This is a genomic window from Amycolatopsis sp. VC5-11, from assembly GCF_037034185.1.
Classification (GTDB): domain Bacteria; phylum Actinomycetota; class Actinomycetes; order Mycobacteriales; family Pseudonocardiaceae; genus Amycolatopsis; species Amycolatopsis nivea.
This window is the reverse complement of record NZ_JBAGKF010000006.1, coordinates 342,819-366,318: the sequence shown is the minus strand read 5'-3', so window position 1 is coordinate 366,318 and position 23,500 is coordinate 342,819. Positions and strand designations below refer to the sequence as shown.

Annotated in this window: 24 protein-coding genes and 1 tRNA gene; 2 read left to right on the top strand and 23 right to left on the bottom strand. The window is 69.0% G+C overall.

Annotation, left to right across the window (positions count from 1 at the left end; genetic code table 11):
* Positions 1-336: 336 nt before the first annotated feature.
* The 8 genes from WA670_RS21295 to WA670_RS21260 form a co-directional block, all read right to left on the bottom strand.
* On the bottom strand, positions 337-831 hold the full coding sequence (locus WA670_RS21295; RefSeq protein ID WP_336158623.1) for an SRPBCC family protein: 495 nt from the start codon (positions 829-831) through the stop codon (positions 337-339).
* A gap of 322 nt (positions 832-1,153) precedes the next feature.
* Entirely contained in the window at positions 1,154-1,672 is a 519-nt protein-coding gene (locus tag WA670_RS21290) for a DUF6998 domain-containing protein (RefSeq protein WP_336158622.1), read from the bottom strand.
* 276 nt (positions 1,673-1,948) lie between these two features.
* Positions 1,949-2,518 (bottom strand): DUF3558 domain-containing protein, encoded by a 570-nt coding sequence (locus WA670_RS21285; protein ID WP_442893115.1) that lies wholly within the window; start codon positions 2,516-2,518, stop codon positions 1,949-1,951.
* Positions 2,519-2,576: 58 nt separating this feature from the next.
* The gene (locus WA670_RS21280; protein WP_336158621.1) at positions 2,577-2,894 is read right to left on the bottom strand and encodes a hypothetical protein; all 318 of its coding nucleotides are present in this window, start codon (positions 2,892-2,894) and stop codon (positions 2,577-2,579) included.
* A gap of 385 nt (positions 2,895-3,279) precedes the next feature.
* The gene (locus tag WA670_RS21275) at positions 3,280-3,663 is read right to left on the bottom strand and encodes a DUF6188 family protein (protein ID WP_336158620.1); all 384 of its coding nucleotides are present in this window, start codon (positions 3,661-3,663) and stop codon (positions 3,280-3,282) included.
* A 327-nt stretch (positions 3,664-3,990) separates the two neighbouring features.
* Positions 3,991-4,842: a putative T7SS-secreted protein gene (locus WA670_RS21270; protein WP_336158619.1), complete on the bottom strand. Its 852-nt coding sequence runs from the start codon at positions 4,840-4,842 to the stop codon at positions 3,991-3,993.
* On the bottom strand, positions 4,832-5,176 hold the full coding sequence (locus WA670_RS21265) for a hypothetical protein (protein ID WP_336158618.1): 345 nt from the start codon (positions 5,174-5,176) through the stop codon (positions 4,832-4,834). Before WA670_RS21265 ends, WA670_RS21270 begins: the two co-directional genes overlap by 11 nt.
* A 1,470-nt stretch (positions 5,177-6,646) precedes the next feature.
* Positions 6,647-6,719, bottom strand: a tRNA-Asn gene (locus WA670_RS21260).
* Positions 6,720-6,884: 165 nt separating this feature from the next.
* Between WA670_RS21260 and WA670_RS21255 the strand changes: the two genes are divergently transcribed.
* Positions 6,885-7,064, top strand: coding sequence for a hypothetical protein (locus WA670_RS21255; RefSeq protein WP_037362580.1), 180 nt, complete (start codon positions 6,885-6,887; stop codon positions 7,062-7,064).
* 11 nt (positions 7,065-7,075) lie between these two features.
* On the opposite strand, the gene WA670_RS21250 is transcribed toward WA670_RS21255, so the two are convergent.
* The 4 genes from WA670_RS21250 to dnaG are packed head-to-tail and all read right to left on the bottom strand — an operon-like array spanning position 7,076 to position 10,910.
* Positions 7,076-7,651 carry a class I SAM-dependent methyltransferase gene (locus tag WA670_RS21250; protein ID WP_238605223.1) on the bottom strand — a complete coding sequence of 192 codons (576 nt, stop codon included), beginning with the start codon at positions 7,649-7,651 and terminating at the stop codon, positions 7,076-7,078.
* Positions 7,651-8,418, bottom strand: coding sequence for a trans-aconitate 2-methyltransferase (locus WA670_RS21245; protein ID WP_336158617.1), 768 nt, complete (start codon positions 8,416-8,418; stop codon positions 7,651-7,653). Before WA670_RS21245 ends, WA670_RS21250 begins: the two co-directional genes overlap by 1 nt.
* A gap of 52 nt (positions 8,419-8,470) precedes the next feature.
* Entirely contained in the window at positions 8,471-8,995 is a 525-nt protein-coding gene (locus WA670_RS21240; RefSeq protein WP_134734282.1) for a hypothetical protein, read from the bottom strand.
* A gap of 1 nt (position 8,996) precedes the next feature.
* Positions 8,997-10,910 carry a DNA primase gene (gene dnaG, locus WA670_RS21235; RefSeq protein ID WP_037813536.1) on the bottom strand — a complete coding sequence of 638 codons (1,914 nt, stop codon included), beginning with the start codon at positions 10,908-10,910 and terminating at the stop codon, positions 8,997-8,999.
* A 50-nt stretch (positions 10,911-10,960) separates the two neighbouring features.
* Between dnaG and sigJ the strand changes: the two genes are divergently transcribed.
* Positions 10,961-11,902, top strand: a complete 942-nt coding sequence (gene sigJ / locus WA670_RS21230) for an RNA polymerase sigma factor SigJ (protein ID WP_037813538.1) — start codon at positions 10,961-10,963, stop codon at positions 11,900-11,902.
* Positions 11,903-11,923: 21 nt separating this feature from the next.
* Here the strand turns inward: sigJ and WA670_RS21225 are convergent, their stop codons facing one another.
* The 11 genes from WA670_RS21225 to WA670_RS21175 all read right to left on the bottom strand — a co-directional run bounded on the left by WA670_RS21225 (position 11,924) and on the right by WA670_RS21175 (position 23,333).
* On the bottom strand, positions 11,924-12,490 hold the full coding sequence (locus WA670_RS21225; protein WP_134734283.1) for a carboxymuconolactone decarboxylase family protein: 567 nt from the start codon (positions 12,488-12,490) through the stop codon (positions 11,924-11,926).
* Positions 12,491-12,553: 63 nt separating this feature from the next.
* Entirely contained in the window at positions 12,554-14,287 is a 1,734-nt protein-coding gene (locus WA670_RS21220) for a YfhO family protein (RefSeq protein ID WP_240691556.1), read from the bottom strand.
* A gap of 92 nt (positions 14,288-14,379) precedes the next feature.
* A complete protein-coding gene (locus tag WA670_RS21215; RefSeq protein WP_336158616.1) occupies positions 14,380-15,453 on the bottom strand; it encodes a serpin family protein in 1,074 nt (357 codons plus the stop codon).
* A 34-nt stretch (positions 15,454-15,487) separates the two neighbouring features.
* Positions 15,488-16,786 carry a deoxyguanosinetriphosphate triphosphohydrolase gene (locus tag WA670_RS21210; RefSeq protein ID WP_336158615.1) on the bottom strand — a complete coding sequence of 433 codons (1,299 nt, stop codon included), beginning with the start codon at positions 16,784-16,786 and terminating at the stop codon, positions 15,488-15,490.
* Between the two features lie 30 nt (positions 16,787-16,816).
* The gene (locus WA670_RS21205) at positions 16,817-17,464 is read right to left on the bottom strand and encodes a YdcF family protein (RefSeq protein ID WP_106961477.1); all 648 of its coding nucleotides are present in this window, start codon (positions 17,462-17,464) and stop codon (positions 16,817-16,819) included.
* A 61-nt stretch (positions 17,465-17,525) separates the two neighbouring features.
* Entirely contained in the window at positions 17,526-18,131 is a 606-nt protein-coding gene (locus WA670_RS21200) for a response regulator transcription factor (RefSeq protein WP_037813553.1), read from the bottom strand.
* The gene (locus tag WA670_RS21195) at positions 18,128-19,357 is read right to left on the bottom strand and encodes a sensor histidine kinase (RefSeq protein WP_336158614.1); all 1,230 of its coding nucleotides are present in this window, start codon (positions 19,355-19,357) and stop codon (positions 18,128-18,130) included. The genes WA670_RS21200 and WA670_RS21195 overlap by 4 nt, the downstream gene beginning before the upstream one ends.
* A 23-nt stretch (positions 19,358-19,380) precedes the next feature.
* Positions 19,381-20,121 carry an ABC transporter permease gene (locus tag WA670_RS21190; RefSeq protein ID WP_037813555.1) on the bottom strand — a complete coding sequence of 247 codons (741 nt, stop codon included), beginning with the start codon at positions 20,119-20,121 and terminating at the stop codon, positions 19,381-19,383.
* The gene (locus tag WA670_RS21185) at positions 20,118-21,047 is read right to left on the bottom strand and encodes an ABC transporter ATP-binding protein (RefSeq protein ID WP_336158613.1); all 930 of its coding nucleotides are present in this window, start codon (positions 21,045-21,047) and stop codon (positions 20,118-20,120) included. Before WA670_RS21185 ends, WA670_RS21190 begins: the two co-directional genes overlap by 4 nt.
* A gap of 152 nt (positions 21,048-21,199) precedes the next feature.
* Entirely contained in the window at positions 21,200-22,588 is a 1,389-nt protein-coding gene (locus WA670_RS21180) for a glycine--tRNA ligase (protein WP_037813558.1), read from the bottom strand.
* Positions 22,589-22,673: 85 nt separating this feature from the next.
* Complete coding sequence (locus WA670_RS21175; RefSeq protein ID WP_043837430.1) at positions 22,674-23,333, bottom strand: class F sortase; 660 nt, start codon at positions 23,331-23,333, stop codon at positions 22,674-22,676.
* Between the last annotated feature and the right edge of the window lie 167 nt (positions 23,334-23,500).

Genomic DNA, 23,500 nt, shown 5'->3' with positions numbered 1-23,500 from the left:
GCCGTAAAAATGCCGTATCCATCCAGCCGTGGTGATCTGTTTCACTGTGCAACAGTTCGTTTTTTATAGGGTGGGTAAAACTTTCCTCAACCAGTCGGAGTCGCCCATTCGAGTGGCGCAACCCGTTGTCCAGCAAGGACTTTGCTCGCTACCGTTGCCGGTGTCGGAATTGACCGATGAATGATGATCAACACTTTCGCCGGAGTTCTTTCCCCGATTAATCCGCGCCGTCGAACAAGGAATCGACGCCGAAGGTCAATGGCCCCGACCACTCGTCGCAGCCGGGGCCATCCATGTCGCGCGCGCCTTGCCGGATCAGTCCCGGCAAGGACGTTGTCAGCTTCCCGCGGCATCCCGCTCCGTCGCGGCCCGGAACCGGTCGAGGTACAACGGCCAGCCCGAACCGGAGCCGAGCCCCGCGAAGCTCTCCCAGCCCTCGCCGTGCCGGTCGAGATGCCGATGCTCGAGCACGACCCGGGTGCGCCCGGCACCCTCGGCGAGGAACCGGATCTCCACCTCGCTGGTACGACCGGGATCGGACTCCAACTGCCAGCGAGGGCTGATGTCCCAGCTGAGAACCAACCGATCCGGCGGCTCGCAAGCAAGCACCCGCGCCCAGGTGCACCGGCTGCCGTCGGAACCGAGGTCGTACACGGTGCCACCGGCCTCAGCCTCCAGCACGGTCCGTTCGATCGGCACCGCGAGGAGGTTGTGCTCGCGAGGCTTGACCTCGTCGAACCGCTCGGTGAACACGCGGAAGGCCCGCTCGAGGGGAACGTCGACGAGGATGTCGAAGTGCAGGACGGTCGGATCTTGCGAGGTGGTGCTCATCGGGTGATGTCCTTCCAGAAGAAGCCGAGTTCCCGGCGGGTGCCCGCCACGGCCGTGGGTGCGTTGACATGAGGAAGACGAACGGATCGGGCGCGACTCGACAGGGCGTTCGGAGATTTTTGCCAGATCGGTTCCGGTACGGCCGCGGAGGCAGAGATTTCCGGTGCTGGCGTCGTACACCGGCCCCGGTGAGGTCGTGGCACCCAGGGCCGCCCGGACTCGGCCCAAGATCGCAATCGCATCGAGCACTCCGGAATCGACCCGCTCGCGCCGCGCGTCCTCGGATGCACTGGCGCAGACTCTGCTAACTGCCGGAACCCGGCTAACGGGACATGACATCCTTGAACCGGGCAGTGACATCGTCGCCGAGCTTGGCGCCAGTGCTGATTCTGATCAGCCGTCCGTTGATATGGGACGAATGCCGTCCGGCGGTTTCGATGTCGGCGGCCGGCACCTCACGGGCCCACCGCAGCTCGTAGGTCGTGCTGTCGAAGGCGATGAGCACGGCGATGTCGAAGTCGAAAGAACGGAAGGCGGAGAAGACAGCGCCTGACCGCGTGTCCGGCCCCATGGCCCGGGCTTTCACCTGGATCCGGCGGCCGTCCGCGGCGAGCAAGTCGTAGGACTTGACCGAATTCGGTACGAGCTCGCCGGCATAGGCCTTGGCCGCGAGGTGTTCGGCATAGTCCCCCAGCGGCGCGTTCCGGGTTCTTACGACCCCGCGGTCACGCAGCTCCCGCAGTATCGCCGCATACCTGCCCAGCAAATCCGGGGTGGACACCAGGCTGAGGTTCTCGTGCGCTGCGTCCGTTCGAGGGTCGAGACTGTCTTTCTCATGCATTGGCCAAGCGTGCCACGGCCTACCGACAAAAGCGGCAGCGCGGAAGCCGCGCCTTCTGCTGGCATGATTCAGACGCGAGAACTCGGCGACCGGACCAAAGTGCAGCGAACGCCGTCCCTGTGCGTGCCTCCGAGGGCGGCAAGTCGCGGCCCGGACCTCGCAATGTGCCTGGACGGGGAGACATAGACGGCTGCCTGCGTCAACCCGTCCGGCCCAACACTGGTCGCGAAGTTGTCGTAGATCTGCTGCACGGACATCGACTGCCCCGCAAGCTCACTACCTGCCTTGCATCGTCGACAGGACAGCCTTGGTCACGTTCGTGGCCGCTGTCGTGGCGTTGCTGCCAGGCGGGCCCTGGATCAGCACCACCATTTCGGTCTGATCCGACACTCCGACCAGCATGGTCACCTGTCCTTGACTGCGGCGGTCCGCGGTGTTGGCCAGCACGGCCGGAAAACCGCTCACGACCGTCGGCTCGAAGTAACCGTCTTTGTAATAACCGAAAGCGTTTTGCCGATAGGTGTTCGTCAAGCCGTTCTTGACCGTGGTCAGAAACGTGGCGCTGACGGCCGTGTACCCGTCGCTGAACCGCCAACCGCAGCCGACGCTGCTGGACGCCTTGTCAGCCTCGGGCTGGCTCAGCTGCAACGCGGACAGCTGCGACCGTGTCAACATGCTGCACGGATCCGCGAGATATTTGCCCACATTGACCGGAGCCGCAACCCTCGGAGCCTCCCCATTGTCACGCCCCGACGACGAGGGCGAACCACTCTGGCTGGCACCGGAAGGCACCGGGCTTGCCGTCCCTTGAGTCGGTTCGGAACACCCGCTGACCCCGACAGCCACCACGCCTGCGATACCGGCCAGGGCAAGACGAAATCGAGAAAGAGTCACCAATATCCTATTAATACGTGCCGCCAAGAGCGGGCTTTCCGGGATTCACTTTGCCAACCATCAAGCGGCGCATACGTTCCGTTGGCTTTTTCAGCGCGTTGAGGTACGCGTATGCGGTCCGCTGCACAATCACGTTGTGGTCGACCATGCGCTGCAATGACGTTTGCACGAGCCGCAACTGCTCGACTTCAACAGGCTCGAACCGGTACCCGACACCCGCCGTCCTCGCGTACTGCCGGCCCGACAAGCCGTTCCAACCCGCGCCGCGCTGGCACCCGGCATCTCCCGGCCGGCACGTCCTCGCCTGCGTCAGGCGGAGAACCGTCACCCGATCTCCCCATGTGATGCTCCCCTCGCACCCCGTCATCACTGCGCCAAACTAGCAGTCGGGCGGCCTTCTCTGTCTGATTGTCGGCAACACCCACCCACGCCGCGCTCGCGCGGAGGGCAGCCAACGCCGGCCGGGCACCCGGATAGAAGTCGCTCCCCTCGATCGCCTCGCCGGCACCGGCATACCTCACGCCGCTGCCGCTCGGCTGCGAGGTCGAGACCGGGCCGCAGCATCGGGAAGGCCTCGGCGCTGTCGTCCAGCAAAGGCTCGCCAGCGCCGAACACTAGCGACTCGATCGCAATACTCCCGGCTATCTCGATGTCACGCCATCCGCGCCTTAGCAGACCACCTTCTCGCCGTTGCACGCGGCGAGCGAACCTCGTCAAGGAGCGTCGGGCTTGGCGTCCCAGGTTGCGAGTTCTCCGCCAGGCATGGAGACGACCAGGAATCCGTCAGGCCCGGATACTGTCCATGCTTCGTATTCGTCGTCTTTCTCCGCCTGGATCGCAGCGCCGTTGCCGAACGCTATTCGCAACGTGCCAGAATTGTCCGCATCGGACTTCGCTACGACTTGAGACACCAAGACATCCATCGGCTGGAATGATTCTTGCGGATCGCTCTCCGGGGAAAAACTGTACTGTCTCCCTGACACGTTGAAGCTGAACGGTGATTCGATGCGCGCCGTGTAGTCGTCGGAGAAATGCAGGACGGCACTGTATTCGACCGTTATGGAGAGCAGCTTCTTTCCCTCAAGGCCGAGATTCACGGCTACCATCCTTTCGGGGTCGGGTACGATCCGTCTGCGTTGCGTGGGATATGGGTTTCCGCCCTGGATCCCGGCTTGCCGTCAAGCTTAACAGGCTGGTTGTGTTCGTTGGTGAACTTGACGTAGCCGTTCGGGTATCGCGGATCCGCTCCGGGTTCCATGACTCGGACGGAATTCGCGTCACCGGAGGAACCCGGTTTCTGCCACACGGTTCCCTTGCCATTGTTGGACGGCCGGGAGGCCCAGCCGTCCTGTGCGCCCGCCGGCGGAGACGAGTCCGCTGCAGAACTTCCCGCGCTCTCGCTGCTGCTGTTGACTTGGAGAGGTTCAACCCGGTCGTCGCCAGCGGCGTGACCTGCGAGATCCGTGACAACAGCCCCCGTCATCGAGACCCCGGCCGCGATGCCCGCCGCAGACACGACGTTCAGCGGTACGCCGGCGACCGCGCCGACGCCGGTCGCGTCCAGGACCCCGCCCAAGCCTTCCCCGGCACCGCTGATCACAGTCAGACCGATGCCGCCAGCGGCCGCGAGGGTATCCAGGGGGGTGGTTGAGCATGGCGTTCCCGGCCGACGCCATGGCGTTGACGACATCCGCGCCGGCCTGTGCGAGCGTATCCCCGACGTCGTCGAGCCAGCCGGACTTCTGCGGCGCCTGACCGGCACGGTCGCGCAGCGTCTGCGCGGTGATGTTGCCGCTGTCCGCGAGCTGGGCGCGAGCGCGGTTGAGCGCATCCCGAGCGGCTTGCCGCTGTGTCTCACCCGGATCGGTGAAGACAGGCGGAGGCTGGTTGTTCGCCTGTGCCTGCGCGGCAGCCTGGTCGTAGGACGCCTTGGCCTGCTGGGTTGCGGCTTGGCCTTGGGTCCACAGCGAGACGGCCTCGACTGCCTGAGCTTGCGCCCATCGCAGCGTGCCGGCGTAGTCGTTCAGCGCCCCGCTGGCGGCTTGCAGGGAGTCGGCCGCGGCGTACCACTTTCCGGGTTCGTACGAGAATTTGTCGTGGAATGCTGTTGCGGCCGGGCCTTGCCACGCACCGGTGTCGATCGCTTTCAGGCCGTCGGCCGCACCGCCGGCTTCTCCGGCACGCGCTTGCAGGACGCGCGCGTTCTCTTCGATCGCCTCCGGGTTGCCGGGGATCAGGGCGGCTGGGTCCTGGGTTTGGCCGAGCTCAGCCATCATTGACCGCCTGCTGGCCGGGATCGGTCCGGAGGGTCCGAGCTGTCGCATCGTCGATTCCGCGGTAAGCGTTCGCGGCTCTGGTGAGGGTGGCGCCGATCTTGTCGGCGTCGTCGGTGAGGATGTCGAGGCCGTCGGACCACCGCGTGCAGAAGTCCATCAACCCGTCGTGCACACCCTGGTGGCCATACAGCTCGACATCACCGCAGAGGCCGCGGAGCTGGAACCCCTGTTGGTCTGTGACGCTTCGGCTGATCCCGCTCCCGGCTTCCGCCACCTTGTCGACGTCAATGTGGAACCCCGGCCCGTCCACCACAGAAACGACCCCCTCCAACACTTACCGTACTCGGCCGTCCTCTCTATCGGACCACACAATAAGCAACCATGGGGTCACTTTGTGCAGGTTCCGGTCCGCGCACAGCCCGCCGGCGACCGGCGGCGGTCGGGGAACTGAGCTGGCGCGTTGAGACCTCGACCTGTTCAAGCGCCCAACCGGCGCGGGTCACCGAGAACGACTGCCTGCCGAGCCAGGTGATCGATCGGCTTGCGCAGAACCGGATCAGGCCCGGGAACTGATCGCCCCAGGTCGCCTCAACCGCAGTGAAGCCAAGCGCAAACGACTCGAAGTTCAACTGTTCGACACCTTGCGTCATCTGCTGCAGACGCTGGCCTGCACAGATGGGCCGCCTGACGGCAGCCGCGCCAAGCAGATTTGTAGCGCGCATTCTCACGAATTTTCCTGGAGCAACCCTGGAGCAGACGTGCGTGAGCAACGTCCGCGAACGGCACCCAACGGTAGCGAACGACAGGGGTTGACCACGCCATTCTCGACCTGCCAGCATCAACCTGCAGACTTAGAGTGACCCTATCCTCACTGACAGTGATAGGGTCAGCAGTGCTGTTCCCGCAGGCCGGAGACGCTCAGCCAACGCGGTCCGCACCGGTATGGAGCGACCCCATAAGCTGCGCGACCCATTGGACAACTCACGGACACATTGTCTCCAGCTAACTGCACGCCGACTGAATTCACCAATAAGGCCAGGACCGTCAAGAATCTTACTCAATACAGTCGGCACCGAATCCGAAACAACACATCCCCGTATTCTGAACGCACATTTTCGACGCCTTCAGGCCGCTGCTGTCTAATCCGGAGGCCTGCAAAACCGCAGCGCCGAGCGGGACTTCACCCCCAGAAACGCTGGATCAGGTCGCGATACCACCACGGCACGACAAGCGCAGACAGCACGGTCGTCACGCCCAGATCTGCATGACCGCGGCGACCATGACCCGCAACCCCGCGCGACGACTACTGGCCCTGCGCCGTGCTGCACCACGATTGACCTCCCAACACGGGATCTCCGAACGACGAACCAGTCCACCGCTCGATCACGGCTCTGGCTCGTCCACACGGCTACGACCTTCGGACAGCCGGATCAACTCGTCCGCGACGAACCCCACCACCATCGGACCCGAACCGCGCAGCGAGGCACCGGGGACATTCACGCGGCCACGACCCGCCCGCTCACGCCACGCGCGGTTCCAAGGCTCGATCAGCAACCTGAAGCTGCTCGAGGGCGTCGCGTGCACGCATCGAGAAACGAATCGACTATCGAGCGAGCCCAACCACTCCAGTATCGATAGCGGTAAGCGCGCCATCGGAGTCCCACGTCTCCGAAGCGCCACCGGCTACTGCAGGCGACCACCAACGGCTCGACAGCCGGCCATCTGGACGACCGTCAAAATCGACACTAAATCGCCCCTACTCATGGGCAGTAAAAAAGCCCAGGTCTCAGACCTGGGCTTTGAGCTCCCCCGCTTGGACTCGAACCAAGAACCCTCCGGTTAACAGCCGAATGCTCTGCCAGTTGAGCTACAGGGGATCGTGCTCCGCCGGTCCGGATCTCTCCGGGCTGACGGGAAGAACTTTAGCCCATGCCGTTCCCGCCTCGCACAGGGGGGTGGGTTTTCGGCGGCCCCGCACGGGAGCCGGTTGTGTTGGACAATGGACAGTCGGAAGTCCTGCTGAGGAAGAGGTGTGGCCGCTGATGAAGAAGTTCCTGCTGGGTGTGGGCCTGGGGTACGTGCTGGGCACCAAGGCCGGCCGGGGACGGTACGAGCAGATCGTGCGCACCTACCGCAAACTGGCCGACCATCCGATGGTCCAGGGGGCCGCCGGGGTGGCGCGGGCGAAGCTCGGCGAGAGGTTCGGGCGCGGGAACGGCTGAGCTAGCCCAGCTCAGGACGGTTTTTGCCAGGTGAGCGAGTACCGGCGCAGCACGTGTCGGCGGTAGCGCACGCCTGGCAGCAACCGCTGCGCTGTCGTGCGCACCTCGCGGTAGCTCATCCGCGGCTGCATCGCTGGCATGCCCTCCGGGCCGTGGGCGCGGCGGACTGTCTTCGCGATTCGCACGATCGGTGCTGCCGCGATCGTCGCTGCCCGGTCCGTCGCGCTCGCGTCTCGGGCCAGGCCGACGACTACCAGTGCGCCGCCTGGGTGCAGCAGGTCCCGCATCCGGGTGAGGGCGGGTTCGAAATCCAGGTGGTGGATGGTGGCCACTGAGCAGATGAAGTCGTAGGTGCCGAGGTCGGCGGAGAGAAAATCTCCCTCGACGAAGGTGTCGTCGGACAGCGAACGGGCCTGAGCCACCATCTCCGGCGACTTGTCGATGCCGGTGACCTTCGGCACCGCGTCAGCCAGTTTCCGCACCAGCAGGCCGTCTCCGCAGCCGACGTCCAGCGCGGTCGCGCATCCAGCGGGCACGGCACGAAGGATGCCCGGATGACGGGCGACGTTCGTGTTCCAGTACGACATCAGCCGGGGATCTTGGCCACGAAGAAGATCCGCCGGAACTCGAACCACGTGGTCCCGTCTGCGCGTGGCGGGTAGGCCTCGTCCAGCAGCGGGGCCAGGTCGTCCTGGAAAGCCGCCCAGTCCTCGTCGCTCAGGGCGGCGCGGATGGGGCGGAGTGCGGTTCCGGTGATCCACTCCAGGACGGCGCGCGGGCCGGAAAGTTGTTGCACGTACGTGGTTTCCCACGCGTCGACCAGGCATCCGGCGTCGGCGAGGAGGTTCGCGTAGTCGCGGGGTTCGCCGACGGCGTCTTCGGCGCGCAGAGTGACCGAGGACAGCCGGGAAGCCCACGCCGGAGAGGCCGCCAGCTGACGGCTGAGGGCGTGCGAGGGGGCCGAGAAGTTGCCGGGGACCTGCACTGCCAGCACCGCGCCGGCGGGGAGTTCCGCGGCCCACCGGCGCAGCAGGTCCTCGTGTCCGGGCACCCACTGCAGGACGGCGTTCGAGACGACCACGTCGGTGTCCGGTTTCGGGGTCCACGTCCGGACGTCGCCGACCTCGGCGGCCACCCCGCGTTCGCGGGCCGCGGCGACCATCTCCGGCGAGCTGTCCATCGCTTCCAGCACCGCGTCTGGCCAGCGCAACGCCAGGTCGAGGGTCAGCGTGCCGGGGCCGCAGCCCAGGTCGACGACCCGACGGGGCTCGGTCGCCGAGATTCGCCCGATCAGGTCATAGAACGGCCGGCCGCGCAGGTCGGAGTAGTCGAGGTACTTCGCCGGATCCCACATGAGCAGCCTCCCGCCAGTAAACAGTACAGACGTACTGAGTACGAGCGTACTGCTACTCGCCGCGGTTGGCCAGCTTCTCCGCGACCTCCGCCGCGACCGCCTCGACCAGCGCCGGGTCGGTGCCCGGATCGGGGCGGACCTGCAGTTCCACGCCGTCGCGGCCGGGGACCTTGCGCTGGACGAACCACGCGCCGCCCTCGGGGAACTCGTGCCGGTGCCGTCCCCGCACCGAGCCGTCGACGCGCACGCGCACCTGCTGCGGCACCTTCCCCGGCTGCGGCAGCCGGAACCGCACCGGCTCGCGGTCGGCCAGCACCGCGACCGCGCCCGCGCGCCCGGTCTCCTCCGATTCGGTCAGCGTGAACACGCCGTCGCCCCAGGTCGCCTTGCCCACCAGGTGCCAGCCGACCCGCCGCGTCGTGCCGTCGCCGGACGGGATCCACAGGCCCAGCGACGTCACCACGAGGTGCCCGCCGCCCTCGACCGCGGCCGCGGCGACCGGATCCTCGCCCCTGTCCAGCGTGCCGGGGAATCCCGGGGGCACGCCGCCGCCGAAGAACCGGTTTAGCAGTCCCACGTCACTCCCACCCGCTCGCCGCCTGCTCGCGCAGCGACTTCCGGTACTGCTCCAGCGCGACCAGGTCGCCGAACAGGGCCCGGTAGTCGTCCGGGGCCTCGACCGGCGACAGCCGCTGCAGCTTCGACTTGATCTCGCCGATCTGCCTGCCGACGAGGTTCTCCTGCACGCCCGCGAGCACGCCGGAGATGTAGCGCGAGTCCACTTCTCCCAAGGCTCGCAACGGTTCCACCGCCAGTTCGCTGAGCACGCGGCGGACCGTCCCTTCCGGACAGTGCGCCGACGCGGCATCCAGCAGCGCGGGCCCGGTGAGCCCGGACGCCGCCCCGCCCGCCTTCAGCACGGCCAGGTGCACCGCGACGTACACCGGGTGCGTGAACGCCTCTTCCGGCAGCGAGTCGTACTCCGGACCGGCGATCGCGGGCTGCTGCAGCGCGGCCTTGAGCGCCTCGCGCTGCCCGACGAACCGGGGGTCGTTCGGCGCGGGACGCGGCAGGTCCTGCTTGTCCGGCTCGGGCGCCGGGGCCTCCTGCCGGGCCGCGGACCGCCGCTGCTGCGGTTCGGCCGGACCGCGCCGCGCCGCCGCCCCGGCCGCGCCGCGCACCCGGTTGACCACCTGCGCGACGTCCTGCCAGCCGACCCACCAGGCGAGCTTCGACGCGTACCCGTCCCGGCTCGCCCGGTCCTTGATCGCGGCGACCATCGGCACGGTCTTCTGCAGCGCGGCGACCTGGCCGTCGACCGAATCCAGGTCGAACTGCTTCAGCATGCTCTTGATCACGAACTCGAACAGCGGCGTGCGCCGGGCCACCAGGTCGCGCACCGCGGCGTCGCCCTTCGCGATGCGCAGCTCGCACGGGTCCATCCCGTCCGGCGCGACCGCGATGTAGGTCTGCCCGGCGAACGTCTGGTCGCCCTCGAACGCCTTGAGCGCCGCTTTCTGGCCCGCCTCGTCGCCGTCGAAGGTGAAGATCACTTCGCCGCGGAAGGCGTCGTCGTCCATCATCAGCCGCCGCAGGACCTTCATGTGGTCCTCTCCGAACGCGGTGCCCGAGGACGCGACCGCGGTCGGCACGCCCGCCGCGTGCATCGCCATCACGTCGGTGTAGCCCTCGACCACGACGACCTGGTGCCGTTTCGCGATCTCCCGCTTGGCCTGGTCGAGGCCGAACATGACCTGCGACTTCTTGTAGATCTGCGTTTCGGAGGTGTTGAGGTACTTCGCCGAGATCCGGTCGTCGTCGAACAGGCGCCGCGCGCCGAAGCCGACCACGTCGTTGCCGACGTCGCGGATCGGCCACACCAGCCGCCGGTGGAACCGGTCCATCGGGCCGCGCTGGCCCTCCTTCGACAGGCCGGACGCGATCAGCTCCTTCACCTCGAACCCGCGGTTGAGCAGGTGCTTGGTGAGCTTGTCCCAGCCGCCGGGCGCGAACCCGCAGCCGAACTGCTTGGCCGCGGCGGCGTCGAAACCGCGCTCGGACAGGAAGTCCCGCGCCGCCCGCGCCTCGTCGGTCACGAGCTGCTCGACGTAGAACTCGGCCGCCGCGCGGTGCGCCTCGATCAGCCGGGACCGGGTGCCGCGGTCGCGCTGCACCGACGCGCCGCCGCCCTCGTAGGTCAGCCGGATCCCGACGCGGTCGGCGAGCCGCTCGACCGCCTCCACGAACGACACGAGGTCGATCTTCTGAATGAACTTGATGACGTCGCCGCCCTCGCCACAGCCGAAGCAGTGGAAGGTCCCGTGAGTGGGGCGCACGTTGAACGACGGGGTCTTCTCGTTGTGGAACGGGCACAGGCCCTTCAGGCTGCCCCCGCCGGCACGGCGCAGCGCGACGTACTCCCCCACGACCTCGTCGATCCGGTTGCGCTCACGCACCTCCGCGATATCGCTCTCCCGAATCAGTCCTGCCACGGCACCACAATAGTTCTCCCCGCCGCCGCGCCGTGCGGCACACTCGGGACATGGGCACCACGACCGCGCTGGAGGACTTCGCCGCCGAGTTCGACGTCCACCGGCCGCACCTGATCAGAGCGGCCTACCGGCTCACCGGCACCCGCGCGGACGCCGAGGACGCGGCGCAGGAGGCCTGGCTGCGGCTGTCCGGGCTCGACGACGCCGGCCGCGCCGGGATCCGCGACCTGCGCGGCTGGCTGACCGCCGTGGTCGGGCGGATCTGCCTCGACCGGCTGCGGTCGGCGGCCGTGCAGCGCGAGAAGTACGTGGGCGAATGGCTGCCCGAACCGATCGTCACGCCGTTCGGCGCGCCGGCGAGCGAGGATCCGCTCGAGGCCGCGGTGCGCGACGACGGCCTGCGGATGGCCGCGATGGTGGTGCTCGACCGGCTCACGCCCGAGCAGCGCGTGGCGTTCGTGCTGCACGACGCGTTCGCGGTGCCGTTCGCCGAGATCGCCGATGTCCTGGGCTGCAGCCCGGCGGCCGCGCGCCAGCACGCCTCGCGCGGCCGCCGCGCGGTCGAGGACTCCGACCCGCCCGCCCGGCTCGAACTGGCGCAGCAGCAGGCGGTGCTGGAGAAGTTCGTCGTCGCGCTGCTGGCGGGCGACATCCGCGCGGTCACCGAACTGCTGCACCCGGACGTGGTCATGATCGGCGATTCCGACGGCCGCTCGCGCACCAGCCGCCGGATGATCGTCGGACCGGACAAGGTCGCCCGCTTCGTGCTCGGGGTGCTGGCGAAGTACGCGCCGGGCACGATGGCGAACGGGCGGCCGGTGCTCGTCAACGGCGACCTCGGCCTGTGGCTGCCGCAGCTGCCCGCGGCCGACGGCTACCTCGCCCTCGACGAGCGCGTCCAGACGTTCAGCCTGCGCGACGGCCGCATCGTCGGCGTCTACGACCAGGTCAACCCGGACAAGCTCACCCGCATCACCCGGCCGGAGCAGTGACGCTCCGGCCGGGCCGCGCGGTCAGGGCATCGGCACCCGGCAGGCGTCGCCCGAGGTGAAGCCCTGGTCGACGATGCCGAGCGCGCTGTTCATCCGCGCCCGCGAGTTCTCCAGGCCGATCTGGTAGGTCAGCTCGACGACGCCCTTCTCGCCGAATTCGGCCACCAGCTCGGCGATCTGCTCGTCGGTGACCGTGACCGTGGGGCCGGACATCGCGTCGGCGAGCGCGAGCGCCAGCCGCTCCTGACGGGTGAACAGCGGCGACGTCGCGTACTCGTCGATGTGCTTGAGCCGGTCGATGTCCAGGCCCTCGTGCCGCTGCAGCATGGTGCCGAAGTCGACGCACCACGAGCAGCCGATCTGCGTGGCGACGCGGTAGACCGCGAGTTCCCGCACGTTGGCGGGCAGGTGCTTGGACGCCTTCTCCGCCATCAGCTCGTGCGCGATGCTGGTCCGCAGCAGCCCGCGGTGGTGCGCCACGACGGCCATCGGCTCCGGAACCGCGCCGTACCGCTTGCCGGCGATCCGGTAGAAGAGCTTGAGCACCGGGCCGCCGTCGGTGGCTCGTTTGACCGGGATACGAGGCATGTCGGGTCCTCCTTCTGAGTGGTTCGAAGGAGGAACGGGACAGCCGCGCGAGATGTGACAGCCTCAGCGGCGCCCGGTGATCGGGCGCACATCCCAGATCCACACGCCGTCCACGAACTGCGCGGGTTTGCGCAGCAGGAGGTCGACGGTGGCGCGGTAGGCGTCGCTGTGCTCGCGCGGGATCAGCACGAGCACGCTGGCGTTCCAGTAGCGCAGGTCCTCGATCGCCTGGTCGCGGTCGGCGTCGGTGATCTCCTGCGCTTGCTTGGAGTCGCGGACCCGGTCGAACAGCGTCGAGGTCGGCCGCTGGTAAGAGCCGTAGCGGCCGCGTTTGTCGTCCGGGCCCTGCGGTCCGACGAAGTAGCCCTCGGGCATCGCGTACCGGAGGCCGGCGTCCATCTGCCAGTGCAGCGGCTCGGACTCCCCCGAACTCGGCAGCGGCACCGGCACGACGGTGCCGCCGGGCGCGACGTAGGTCTGCCAGGTGCCGTCGGCGAAGAACGCGGGCGTCGGCGGGCGTTTCTGCACGAGCAACTGGGTCGGCGCGATGGGCAGCAGCACGGCCGCGACCGCCCCCAGCCAGATCAGCCGTACCGGCAGCTTCAGGTCGCCCTTCGCGGCGGCGGAGAACACCCGGTCGGTCGCGATCGCCAGCAGCGCGCCGATCGCGGGCACGCACGCCATCGCCAGCCGCGATTCCAGCAGCGATTCGAACAACGGCAGGTCCGCGAGCAGTTTCCACGGCCCGGGCACGCCGGTGTTCTCGTGCAGCACGGTGATCTCGGAGCCGAGCGAAAGCCACGCCATCAGGAACATCGAGATCGCCAGCGAACGGGCCACGACCTCGCGCCACAGCCACACCGTCACCACGACCATCAGCACGATCAGCGGCCAGCCGAAGAACGCGTTCTCCTCGGTGCGGTTCAGCGACACCGCGGCCGCCGCCTCCGGCTGCCCGGACACCGACTGGGTCGCGAACCGGGTCATCGCGGCGGTGTCGTTGCCGACCTGGCCGTGCTCCAGCCCGGTGTAGCTGTCCGGGCCGAAGAACTGCCACCACAACGGGAACGCGACGACCACCAGCGTCAGCACCACCGCGATGCCGCCGCCGAGCAGCACCGGCCGCACCATCGCCTTGACCTCGCGACGCCGCGAAACGCAGTAGGAGATCGCGAAGATCAGGAAGCCGAGCGCGAAGATCAGCAGCGGCTCTTCGCCGAGGAAGATCTGGTACGCGGTGAGCACGCCGAGCCAGATCCCGTTGCGCACCGGGCGCTTGCCCTGCGCCAGCTGGATCACTTTGAGCGCGATGAACGGCAGCAGGAACCACGCGACGAAGTTCGGATGCGCGTTGGCGTGCGAGATCATCGGCGGCGCGAAACCGGCGAACGCGCCGCCGATCGCCGCGGACACCCGGTGCCGCACGAGGTGCCGCGAGAACACCCAGTACCAGGCCGCGGCGCTTCCGGCGAGGCTGCCGGTGAGCACGATGGCCCAGGTGACGGTCGGACCGAAGGCGAGCGTGATCGGGGTGAGCGGGATGCCGACGCCCAGCATGGCCGTGTTGGCCATCATGTTCACGCCGAGCGGGTAGTTCTGCAGGCCGCTGGTGAGCGGGTTTTCCAGGTGCTGCACCGATTTCGCGGTGACGTCGAAGAACCATTCCCACAGGTTCTGGTCCGACGCGCTGTTCCACAGGTAGCCCTGGCCGAGGTCGGCCCACAGGCCGCCGAACAGCAGCACGGAAAACGCCAGGTACGCGCCGATGATCCCCGCGTCGGCCCAGGAACGGCGCATCCGCGGTTCGGCGGCGGCGACCGCGGTCGCGCCGGGTTCGCGAGGCGGTGCTTCGGGTTTCGCGTCGGGGGTTGCTTCGGGCCGGAACACGCTCACGCGGGGCGCACCACCCGGGCGAAGAAGTACACCGCGCCGGTTTCGGCGTGGCGCACCAGCAGCAGGAACGGCCGGTCGACCCGGACCTCGAGCGGCTCGCCGGAGATGAGCGACATCGTGCGCATCTGGACCGCGGTGGCGGCCGCGCCTTCGAGGCCCTGTTCGTCCAGCCGGAGCACGGCCTGGTGCAGGATGCTGTCCACCCACAGCGGACGGTCCGGCGTGAGACCGGTGAGATCCGCGGCGTCGGTGAACAGCTCGCGCACGCCGAGGCCTTGCAACGCCCGTTCGAGGTCGGCGCGCACGTCGAGGGAGATCTTGGGCAGCGACAGCTGGATCTTGCGCTGCTTCGGGCTTTCCACGAGCGCGCGCAACGACTGCCCGTCGAGCGCGGCTTCAGCGCTCTCAAGGTCGCCGTCCGGCAGCAGGACCACCGTCTCGACGCCGCCCTCGGCCGTCAGCCGGACGACCTGCCAGCCGTTTTCGTGCGCGTAGCCGACCGACTCGTCCAGGTGCATCGTCGGCACCGAGCGCACGCCGTCGGGCGTGTGGAAGTCCGCGTCCTCGGTGGCCCCGTCGGGGAACGGGTGCCGCCAGGCGGTCTTCAGGTAGAGCGCGTTGACCAGGCTGGCGCGCGTGTGCGGGTGGATCGCGCCCTCGGGCAGCAGCTCCGGGATCAGGCCGTGAGTGGTCTGGTCCACGTCGGCGTTGATCCGCTCGCGCGCGCCCTCGGGGTCGGTCTCGAACGGCGCGGTCTCGGCTTTGCCGCCGGGCCAGCGCACGAGCTCGGCCCGGAAGCTGTCCTCGACGGTGATCCGGTCCGCCGCCCAGAGCGTGTTCGCGACGGCCAACTGGACGTCGTCGCCCAGCTCGGCCGCGGCGCGCAGCAGCTCGCCCTGGTCGTCGCCCAGCACCGCGCGGAGTTCGTCCGCGGTGCGGCCGCGGGCGGCCAGATGGGCGAGGCCGAGCGCACTCGCCGCCGAGTACGGCGAGAGACACGCGTCGCTTCCCGGGGGCGCGGTCGCACCGTGCAACGCCAGGGTGAAAGTGAGGTGGCTGTCCAGGGCCATGCGGCGACCGTACCGGAACGGGTGGTCCCACGGCTCACGGTTCGGCAGGCGGTGCCGTTCCGTGCCGTCCGGTGTGCCATCGGTGCCATTCGTACGCCTGCGCGTCGGTGAGCGACGCTACCTGGTCCACCACCACCCGCAACCGCGCCGCGTCGTCCGTCGCCGCGTTCCAGGCAGGCACCAGCAGCGGGTCCAGGGCCTCGGGCGCGCGGCGGCAGAGCGCCGCCACCAGCTCGGTGATCACCTCCCGTTGCCCGTCCTGCATCGCCAGCCTGCGGCGATCGCTCATCACATACCGCAGCGCCAGCGCCTTGAGCAGCGCCACCTCCGCTCCGACCTGCTCCGGCACCGCCAGCCGCGCCGCGTACCGGGTGAGCGGGCCCTCGCCGTAGCCCGCGCGAGTGCCGGTGACCGCGGCCGAGGCGAACCGGCCGACCAGTTCGCTGGTGAGCCGCTTCAGCGCGACCTGGGCGCGCAGGGAACCGTCCGGCTCCGCCCGCACCAGTTCGGCCACCACCGGCAGGTCGAGCAGCTCTTTCGCCGCACCCTCCAAAGTGGACACCGACAGCGTGGAGAAATGCCGTGCCGCGGCCTCGGCGACCGCCGCGCGTTCCTCCGGATCGGCCAGCAGCCGCAACCGGATCCGCCCGGCCAGCACCCCGTCCTCGACGTCGTGCACCGAGTACGCCACGTCGTCCGACCAGTCCATGATCTGCGCTTCCAGGCACCGGCGCAGGCCCGGCGCGCCCTCGCGGATCCAGCCGAACACGGGGGTGTCGTCCGGGTACACGCCGTATTTCGGCTCCCCGGACCGGCGCGGCCACGGATATTTCGTGGTGGCGTCGAGACACGCCCGGGTGAGGTTGAGCCCCGCCGTGACGCCGTCCGGCCCGACCGCCTTGGGTTCGAGCCTCGTAAGGATGCGCAGCGTCTGCGCGTTGCCCTCGAAGCCGCCGCACGCCTGGGCCGCCTGGTCGAGCGCGCGTTCGCCGTTGTGGCCGAACGGCGGGTGCCCGATGTCGTGCGCCAGCCCCGCGGTGTCGACCAGGTCCGGGTCCGCGCCCAGCTCCTCGGCGATGCCGCGGCCGATCTGCGCGACCTCCAGCGAATGCGTGAGCCGGGTCCGCGGCGCGCCGCTGACCTCCGCGCCCTCCCCCGGCCCGACCACCTGCGTTTTGCCCGCCAGCCTGCGCAGCGCGGCGGAATGCAGCACCCGCGCGCGGTCGCGGGCGAACGCGCTGCGCCCGTCCGGCCGCGCACCGGCCAGCGCCGCGCCCTTGGGTTCCTCGGCCAGCACGCGGGCGCGGTCGTGCTCGCGGTAGCCGTCACTCACCCCGTCAGCTTAGGCGCGGGGACCGACAATTCAGCCCATCGTCGTGCCGAACAGGTCATCGGCGGGCGACTTGGTCAGCTCGTAGAACAGCAGCGCGCCGGTTTCGCGGAAGATGTAGCGGACCTGCGTCGAACGCTCCTGCACGATCGGCCCGCTGTGCGTCGGCGCGGTCCACGCCTCCAGCCCGAGGTCCTCGGACATCGTCCGCGACCGGTAGGAATGCCACGGATCGCTCACCAGCACCACCGAACGCCACCCGCGCGCCTTCACCTGATCGGCGACCGCGCGGAGGCTGCGCAGGGTGTCGTTGCCCTCGCCGACCGGAAGCGTCGCGGCTTCCGGCACGCCGTGTTTGGTGAGCCAGCGCGCTCCCGCGGTCGCCTCGGTGTAGTTGTCGCGGGTTTTCTTGCCCCCGGCGGTGATGACGGTCTTCGAGACGCCGTCGGCGTAAAGCTGCCGTGCCTTCTCCAGCCGCGCGGTGAAGATCTCCGAGGGCTTGCCGTTGTACTGAGCCGCGCCCAGCACGACGATCGCGTCGGCCGGCGTCCGGTCGTTCTCGCGCGCGACCTGCCACACGCGGAACGCGGTGCCCCCGATGACCGCGACGAGGGCCAGCACCGCACCGAAAACGATGCGGCGCACCCAGTTTCCCGCAGTAGGACCAGTCCACGCCTCCATGGCGGCCATCCTCGCAGAGGCGCTGCCCGGCACTGGAAAGGCACCCCGATGTCAGATCGGGTTAAAGCCAGCCGCGTTCCTCCGACAGCCGCACCGCCTCCGCACGCGTCCGCGCGCCCGTCTTCCCGATCGCCGACGACAGATGGTTCCGCACAGTTCCGTCCGACAGGAAAAGAGACTTCGCGATATCCGCGACCGTACTGCCGTCCTTGGCCGCGCTGAGCACGTCGCGTTCCCGCGCGGTCAGCGGACTCGTTCCCGTCGCGAGCGATTCCGCGGCCAGCGCCGGATCGACCACCCGCAGTCCACTGTGGACCCGGCGCACCGCCTCGACGAGCTGTTCCGGCGGCGCGTCCTTCACCACGAACCCGGCAGCGCCCGCGGCCATCGCCCTGGCCAGGTAGCCGGGGCGGCCGAAGGTGGTGCAGATGATCACCCGGCACGCCGGCAGCGCGGTCTTCAGCTCGGCCGCGGCGGTGAGGCCGTCCATGCCGGGCATCTGCACGTCGAGCAGCGCGACGTCCGGCGCCGTTTCCTTCGCCGCGGCCACCACCTCGTCGCCGGTGCCGACCTGGGCCACCACCTCGATGTCGGCTTCCAGGCCGAGCACGGTGGCCAGCGCTCCGCGCACCATCGCCTGGTCGTCGGCCAGCAGCACCCGGATCACGCCAGTCCTCCCGCGGGTTCGGCCCGCACCGCGACGGCGGATCCGTCCGGGCTCGGCTCCGGGACCTCGGCCCGGACGACCCATCCTCCCCCGGGCCGCGCCCGCGCCGTCACCGTGCCCCCGATCGCGGCCACCCGTTCGGACAATCCGCGCAGCCCGTTGCCCGGCACGACGTCGCCCGTCGCGCGGCCGTTGTCCTCGATCTCCAGCCAGTCGCGCCCCAGCCGCACTCTCACCTGTTTCGCGCCGGAATGCCGCAGCACGTTGGTGATTGCCTCGCGCAGCACGTAACCGAACGTGCTCTGCAATTCGGCCCGGACGTTGTCGACGGCGTGCGGCAGGTCGGCATCGACCTCCGCCGCGCGCAACGCCGCCCGCGCCCCGGCGATTTCCGCGGGCAGCGACACCTCGCGATACTCCGACACCGTCGCCCGCACGTCCGACAGCGCCGAGCGAGTGAGCCCCTCGACCTCGCGGATCTCCTGCACCGCCCGGTCGATGTCGCCGGAGCTTTCCAGCACCCGCCGCGCCAGGCCGGACTTGACGGTGATCGTGGTGAGGCTGTGCCCGAGCAGGTCGTGCAGATCGCGGGCGACCCGCTCGCGTTCGTTGGCGACCGCGAGCGTGCCGATCTCCTGGTTCGCCAGCTCCAGCCTGCGGATCACCCGGATCAGGTTGGCCATGAAGAACATCGCCGACGTCACCGAGGCGACCGTGATGACGTCGGAGAGGTGCTCGGACAGATCCCCGCGCAGCCACAGGACGAGCACCAGCAGTCCCAGCGCCGTCCCGTTGAAGATCACCGACCAGGCGGCCGGGAACAGGAAGGCCAGCGTCGCGGTCGCGTAGAGCACGACGTACGGGCTGGCGTCGGTGACCAGCGCACACACCAGGCCCAGCGCCAGCATGCCCGCGCCGAACCAGAGCTTCGCCCGCCGGGGCTGGCGGAACATCGCGGGAAACCAGGCGTAACAAGCCGCGTAGGCGTAGAGCAGCACGCCGAGCAGGATCCGGATCCCCAGCGGCCCGGGGTCCACGATCAGGCCCCGGGTGGCCGGGATCAGGAACGGCAGCAGGAACGCCGCGGAGAACAGCGGCCAGCCGACCTTGTGCGGACCGCGCCCCGGGTCCGGCAACGGGTCTTCCCACCAGGACGACCGGTCGTTGAGCCCGAACCGGTGCGCGGCGGGCTCGCCGGTCGTCACCTCCCGTCCCAGCGGCCACACGTCGTTCTCCCCTCCCCGCCCGGTCAAACCCGGGCACTGTCCTTACGGTATCGCCTGACCACGACAATCCCGAGCACGAGCGTCCAGGCGCCCAGCACGCCGATCGCCGTCGGCAGACTCACGAGCAGCTGGTTCGCGACGACCGGCCGGACCAGCCCGAGGACCCAGTAGGTCGGCATGAGCTGCGCGACGTCGTGCATCCAGGACGGCATGCCCTCCAGCGGGATCCAGAGCCCGCCGAGGAAGCCGACGCCGAGGGTGACGATCATGCTGATCGGCTGCATCGACTCCGGCGTGCCGAACTGGCCCAGCAGCAGTCCGAGCAGCACCAGCGGAAGGGTGCCCAGGAAAATGCCGAGGAAGACCCGCAGCCAGCCCGCCGGGTCGAGGTGCACGCCCTGGGTGAACGCGGCGATGACCGGGACCAGGATCAGCGCGGGCAGCCCGGCGAGCATCCCGGACAGCGCTTTGCCGCCCAGGTAGCCCGCGCCGGACAGCGGGGTCAGCCGCAACTGCCGCTGCCAGCCGCCCGCCCGTTCGATGGCGAGCCGGGCACCGTTCGTGATGGCCGCGGCGAAGGCGCCGAAGGTCATCATGTTGACCATGAGCACGCCCGCGACCGCGACGTGGTCCGCCGCGGATTTGTCGGTGAACACCGTGGCCTGCAAGAGAAACATGATGACCGGGAAGGCGACGACGAAGATCAGGAACCGCGGCGAGCGGAACAGCCTGCGGGTTTCGACGACCAGGTAGGCGGGATTCATCGGACTGCTTCTTCCGTTTCGTCGGAGGTCAGGGAAAGGAACGCGCCTTCGAGGCCGACCGCGCCGATCTCGATGTCGCGCACGGCCGGAACCGCGGCGAGGAGCGCGCGCAAGGTGGTGTCGGAGTCCGAACTGGACAGTGCGACGCGCTCGCCGCGCAGCTCGAAGGAGGTGACTGCGGGCAGCGTCGAAACCAGCTGGTCGTCGACCCCGGCCGGCAGCACCGCGCGGATCGTGCGCCCGCCCGCGAGCGCGCGGACCTCCGCGACGGACCCGTCGGCGACGATTTCCCCGGCTCGCATCAGCACGACCCGGTCGGCGAATTCCTCGGCCTCTTCCAGGTAATGGGTCGCGAACAGCACGGTGCGGCCGGTGTCGGTGAACGAGTACATCGACTTCCAGAACTCGCGCCTGCTGCCGACGTCCATCGCCGCGGTCGGCTCGTCCAGCACGAGCAGATCCGGATTCGACACCAGCGCGACCGCGAAACGCACCCGCTGCTTCTGCCCGCCGGACAGCTTGTTGGCCCGCCGCTCGGCGATGTCCTCGACCCCGGCGGCACGCAGCGCGTCCCGCACCGGCATCGGACGACGGTGCAGTTTCGCGACGAAACCGACGGTTTCCCGCACGGTCAGGTCGTCCAGCAGCGTGCCGCCCTGCAGCATCGCGCCGATCATCCCCGCGCGCACCGCGTCGGCGGGCGTCCGGCCGAACACCGAAACCGTGCCCTGGTCGGGTTTCGTGAGCCCCAGAATCATGTCGACGGTGGTCGATTTGCCCGCCCCGTTGGGCCCGAGCAGCGCTACCACTTCCCCCGGCGCGATGGTCAGGTCGACGTGGCTGACCGCGCGCACGTCCCCGTAGCGCTTGGCGATCCCGCCCAGCCGGATCGCCGCCCCCGCTGCGATTTCCTGTGTGTTGTCCATGGGATGAAGCCTGCCGCGCACGGGCGGCCGGTACGCAGGCCGAGCGTCACGACCCGACCGTGACAGGTGTCAGGGGTGCCGGGGGGGCAAACGCCAAACGGCCCCTCCCCGCGGGTGCGGGAAGGGGCCGTCCGGGACGGTTGCGCGGGCGGTCAGCAGCCGAGCAGGCGACCGGCCAGGTACGACTCGACCTGGTCGATCGAAATGCGCTCCTGCTTCATGCTGTCGCGCTCGCGGATGGTCACCGCGTTGTCCTCGAGCGTGTCGAAGTCGACCGTGACGCAGTACGGCGTGCCGATCTCGTCCTGGCGGCGGTAGCGGCGGCCGATCGCCTGGGCGTCGTCGAAGTCGACGTTCCAGTGCTTGCGCAGCCGCGCGGCCAGGTCGCGCGCCTTCGGCGACAGGTCGGCGTTGCGCGACAGCGGCAGCACCGCGGCCTTGAACGGCGCGAGCCGCGGGTCGAGGTGCAGCACGGTGCGCTTGTCGGTGCCGCCCTTGGCGTTCGGCACCTCTTCCTCGTCGTACGCGTCGACGAGGAACGCCATCATCGAACGGCCCACGCCCGCGGCCGGCTCGATCACGAACGGCCGGTAGCGCTGGCCCGAGGCCTGGTCGAAGAACGACAGGTCCACGCCCGAGTGGTTCGAGTGCGTGGTCAGGTCGAAGTCGGTGCGGTTGGCGATGCCTTCCAGCTCGCCCCACTCCTGGCCGGCGTTGAACGCGAACCGGTATTCGATGTCGACGGTGCGCTTCGCGTAGTGCGAGAGCTTTTCCTTCGGGTGCTCGAAGTGGCGCAGGTTCTCGGCCTTGATGCCGAGGTCCTTGTACCAGTCGGTGCGCGCGTCGATCCAGTACTGGTGCCACTGCTCGTCGTCGCCCGGCTCGACGAAGAACTCCATCTCCATCTGCTCGAACTCGCGCGTGCGGAAGATGAAGTTGCCCGGCGTGATCTCGTTGCGGAAGGACTTGCCGATCTGGCCGATGCCGAACGGCGGCTTCTTGCGCGAGGCCTTCTGCACGTTGAGGAAGTTGACGAAGATGCCCTGCGCGGTCTCCGGGCGGAGGTACGCGAGGCCTTCCTCCGTCTCGACCGGGCCGAGGTGCGTCTTCAGCATCATGTTGAAGTCGCGCGGCTCGGTGTACTTCCCGCGGGTGCCGCAGTTCGGGCACGGCACCTCGGACAGGTCGTCCTCGGTGGTGGTCTTGCCGGTGCGCGCCTCGAAGTCCTCGGCGAGCTGGTCGGCCCGGAACCGCTTGTGGCACGAGAGGCACTCGATCAGCGGGTCGGTGAACACGTTCACGTGGCCCGAGGCGACCCAGACCTGGCGCGGCAGGATCACCGACGAGTCGATGCCGACCACGTCCTCGCGGCTCTGCACGACGGTCTTCCACCACTGGCGCTTGATGTTGTCCTTCAGCTCAACGCCGAGCGGCCCGTAGTCCCACGCCGACCTGGTGCCGCCGTAGATGTCTCCCGACGGGAAGACGAAGCCACGGTGCTTGCACAGACTGACGACGGTTTCGATTTTGTTGGCGGGCACTCCACGCTCCGGACGCATGCGGGGACAGTTATCGGAAGGTCCAGCGTATCCGGCCGGTCCCGGGAGCCTCCGCGCAGGTCGGAGGTCACGAACGGGTGACCGGCGAGGCTGTCACGACCCGGTTGTCGTCGTAGCCCTCCTGGCCGCCCACGTAGTCGCCGCCGCACGTGACGAGCACCAGCCGGTGCGGGCCGTCGGGGTCGAAGAGCTTCGCGGATTCGGCGGCCAGGTCCGATTTGTGGATCGTGCGCACCTCGTCGATCTTGTACTCCCACTCCTTGCCCGCGGTGTCGGCGACGGTGACGACCTGGCCCGCCTTCATCTTCCAGAGCTCCTGGAACGGCCCGGACTTGCCCGCCCAGTTGACGTGCCCGGACAGCAGCGTGACGCCTTGCGCGGCCCCGAGGCCGGACCCCCACCAGGCCGCTTCGCCGAGGCTCTTCGGGATCGGCAGCGCGCCGTCCGCGCCGACCTCCTCGGCGATCAGCTTCGCCTGCCCGCCGCCGGGCAGCTTGACGGTGCCGGGGGTCTGTCCGGGGTCCGGCTGGGTGTTGCCTGCCTGGCTGTTTCCGGGCTGGCCGGCGCCGACCTGCGCGGTGCCGGTCTGCTGCGGCGGCTGCGCCGAATTGTCGTTGCCGGTGAAGAAGATCAGCACGGCGGCGATGACCGCCGCCACCGCGACGACCGCGCTCACGACGATCACCGCGCCGCGTTTGCGTGCTGGTTGTGCCTGTGTCCCCTGCATCGTGCTCCCCTGGTCTGGAAGTTTCTCCGGGGAGACATGCGGTGGGGCGGGGATGAGGTTGCACGGACTTTCGCCGGGACGTTGGATGCGTTCGCGATCTTGGTGCTGGCGGGCGGTCGCGGATGAGGGGACCCGTCACGCGGCGCAGTCGCGGCGTGCTGGGCGGC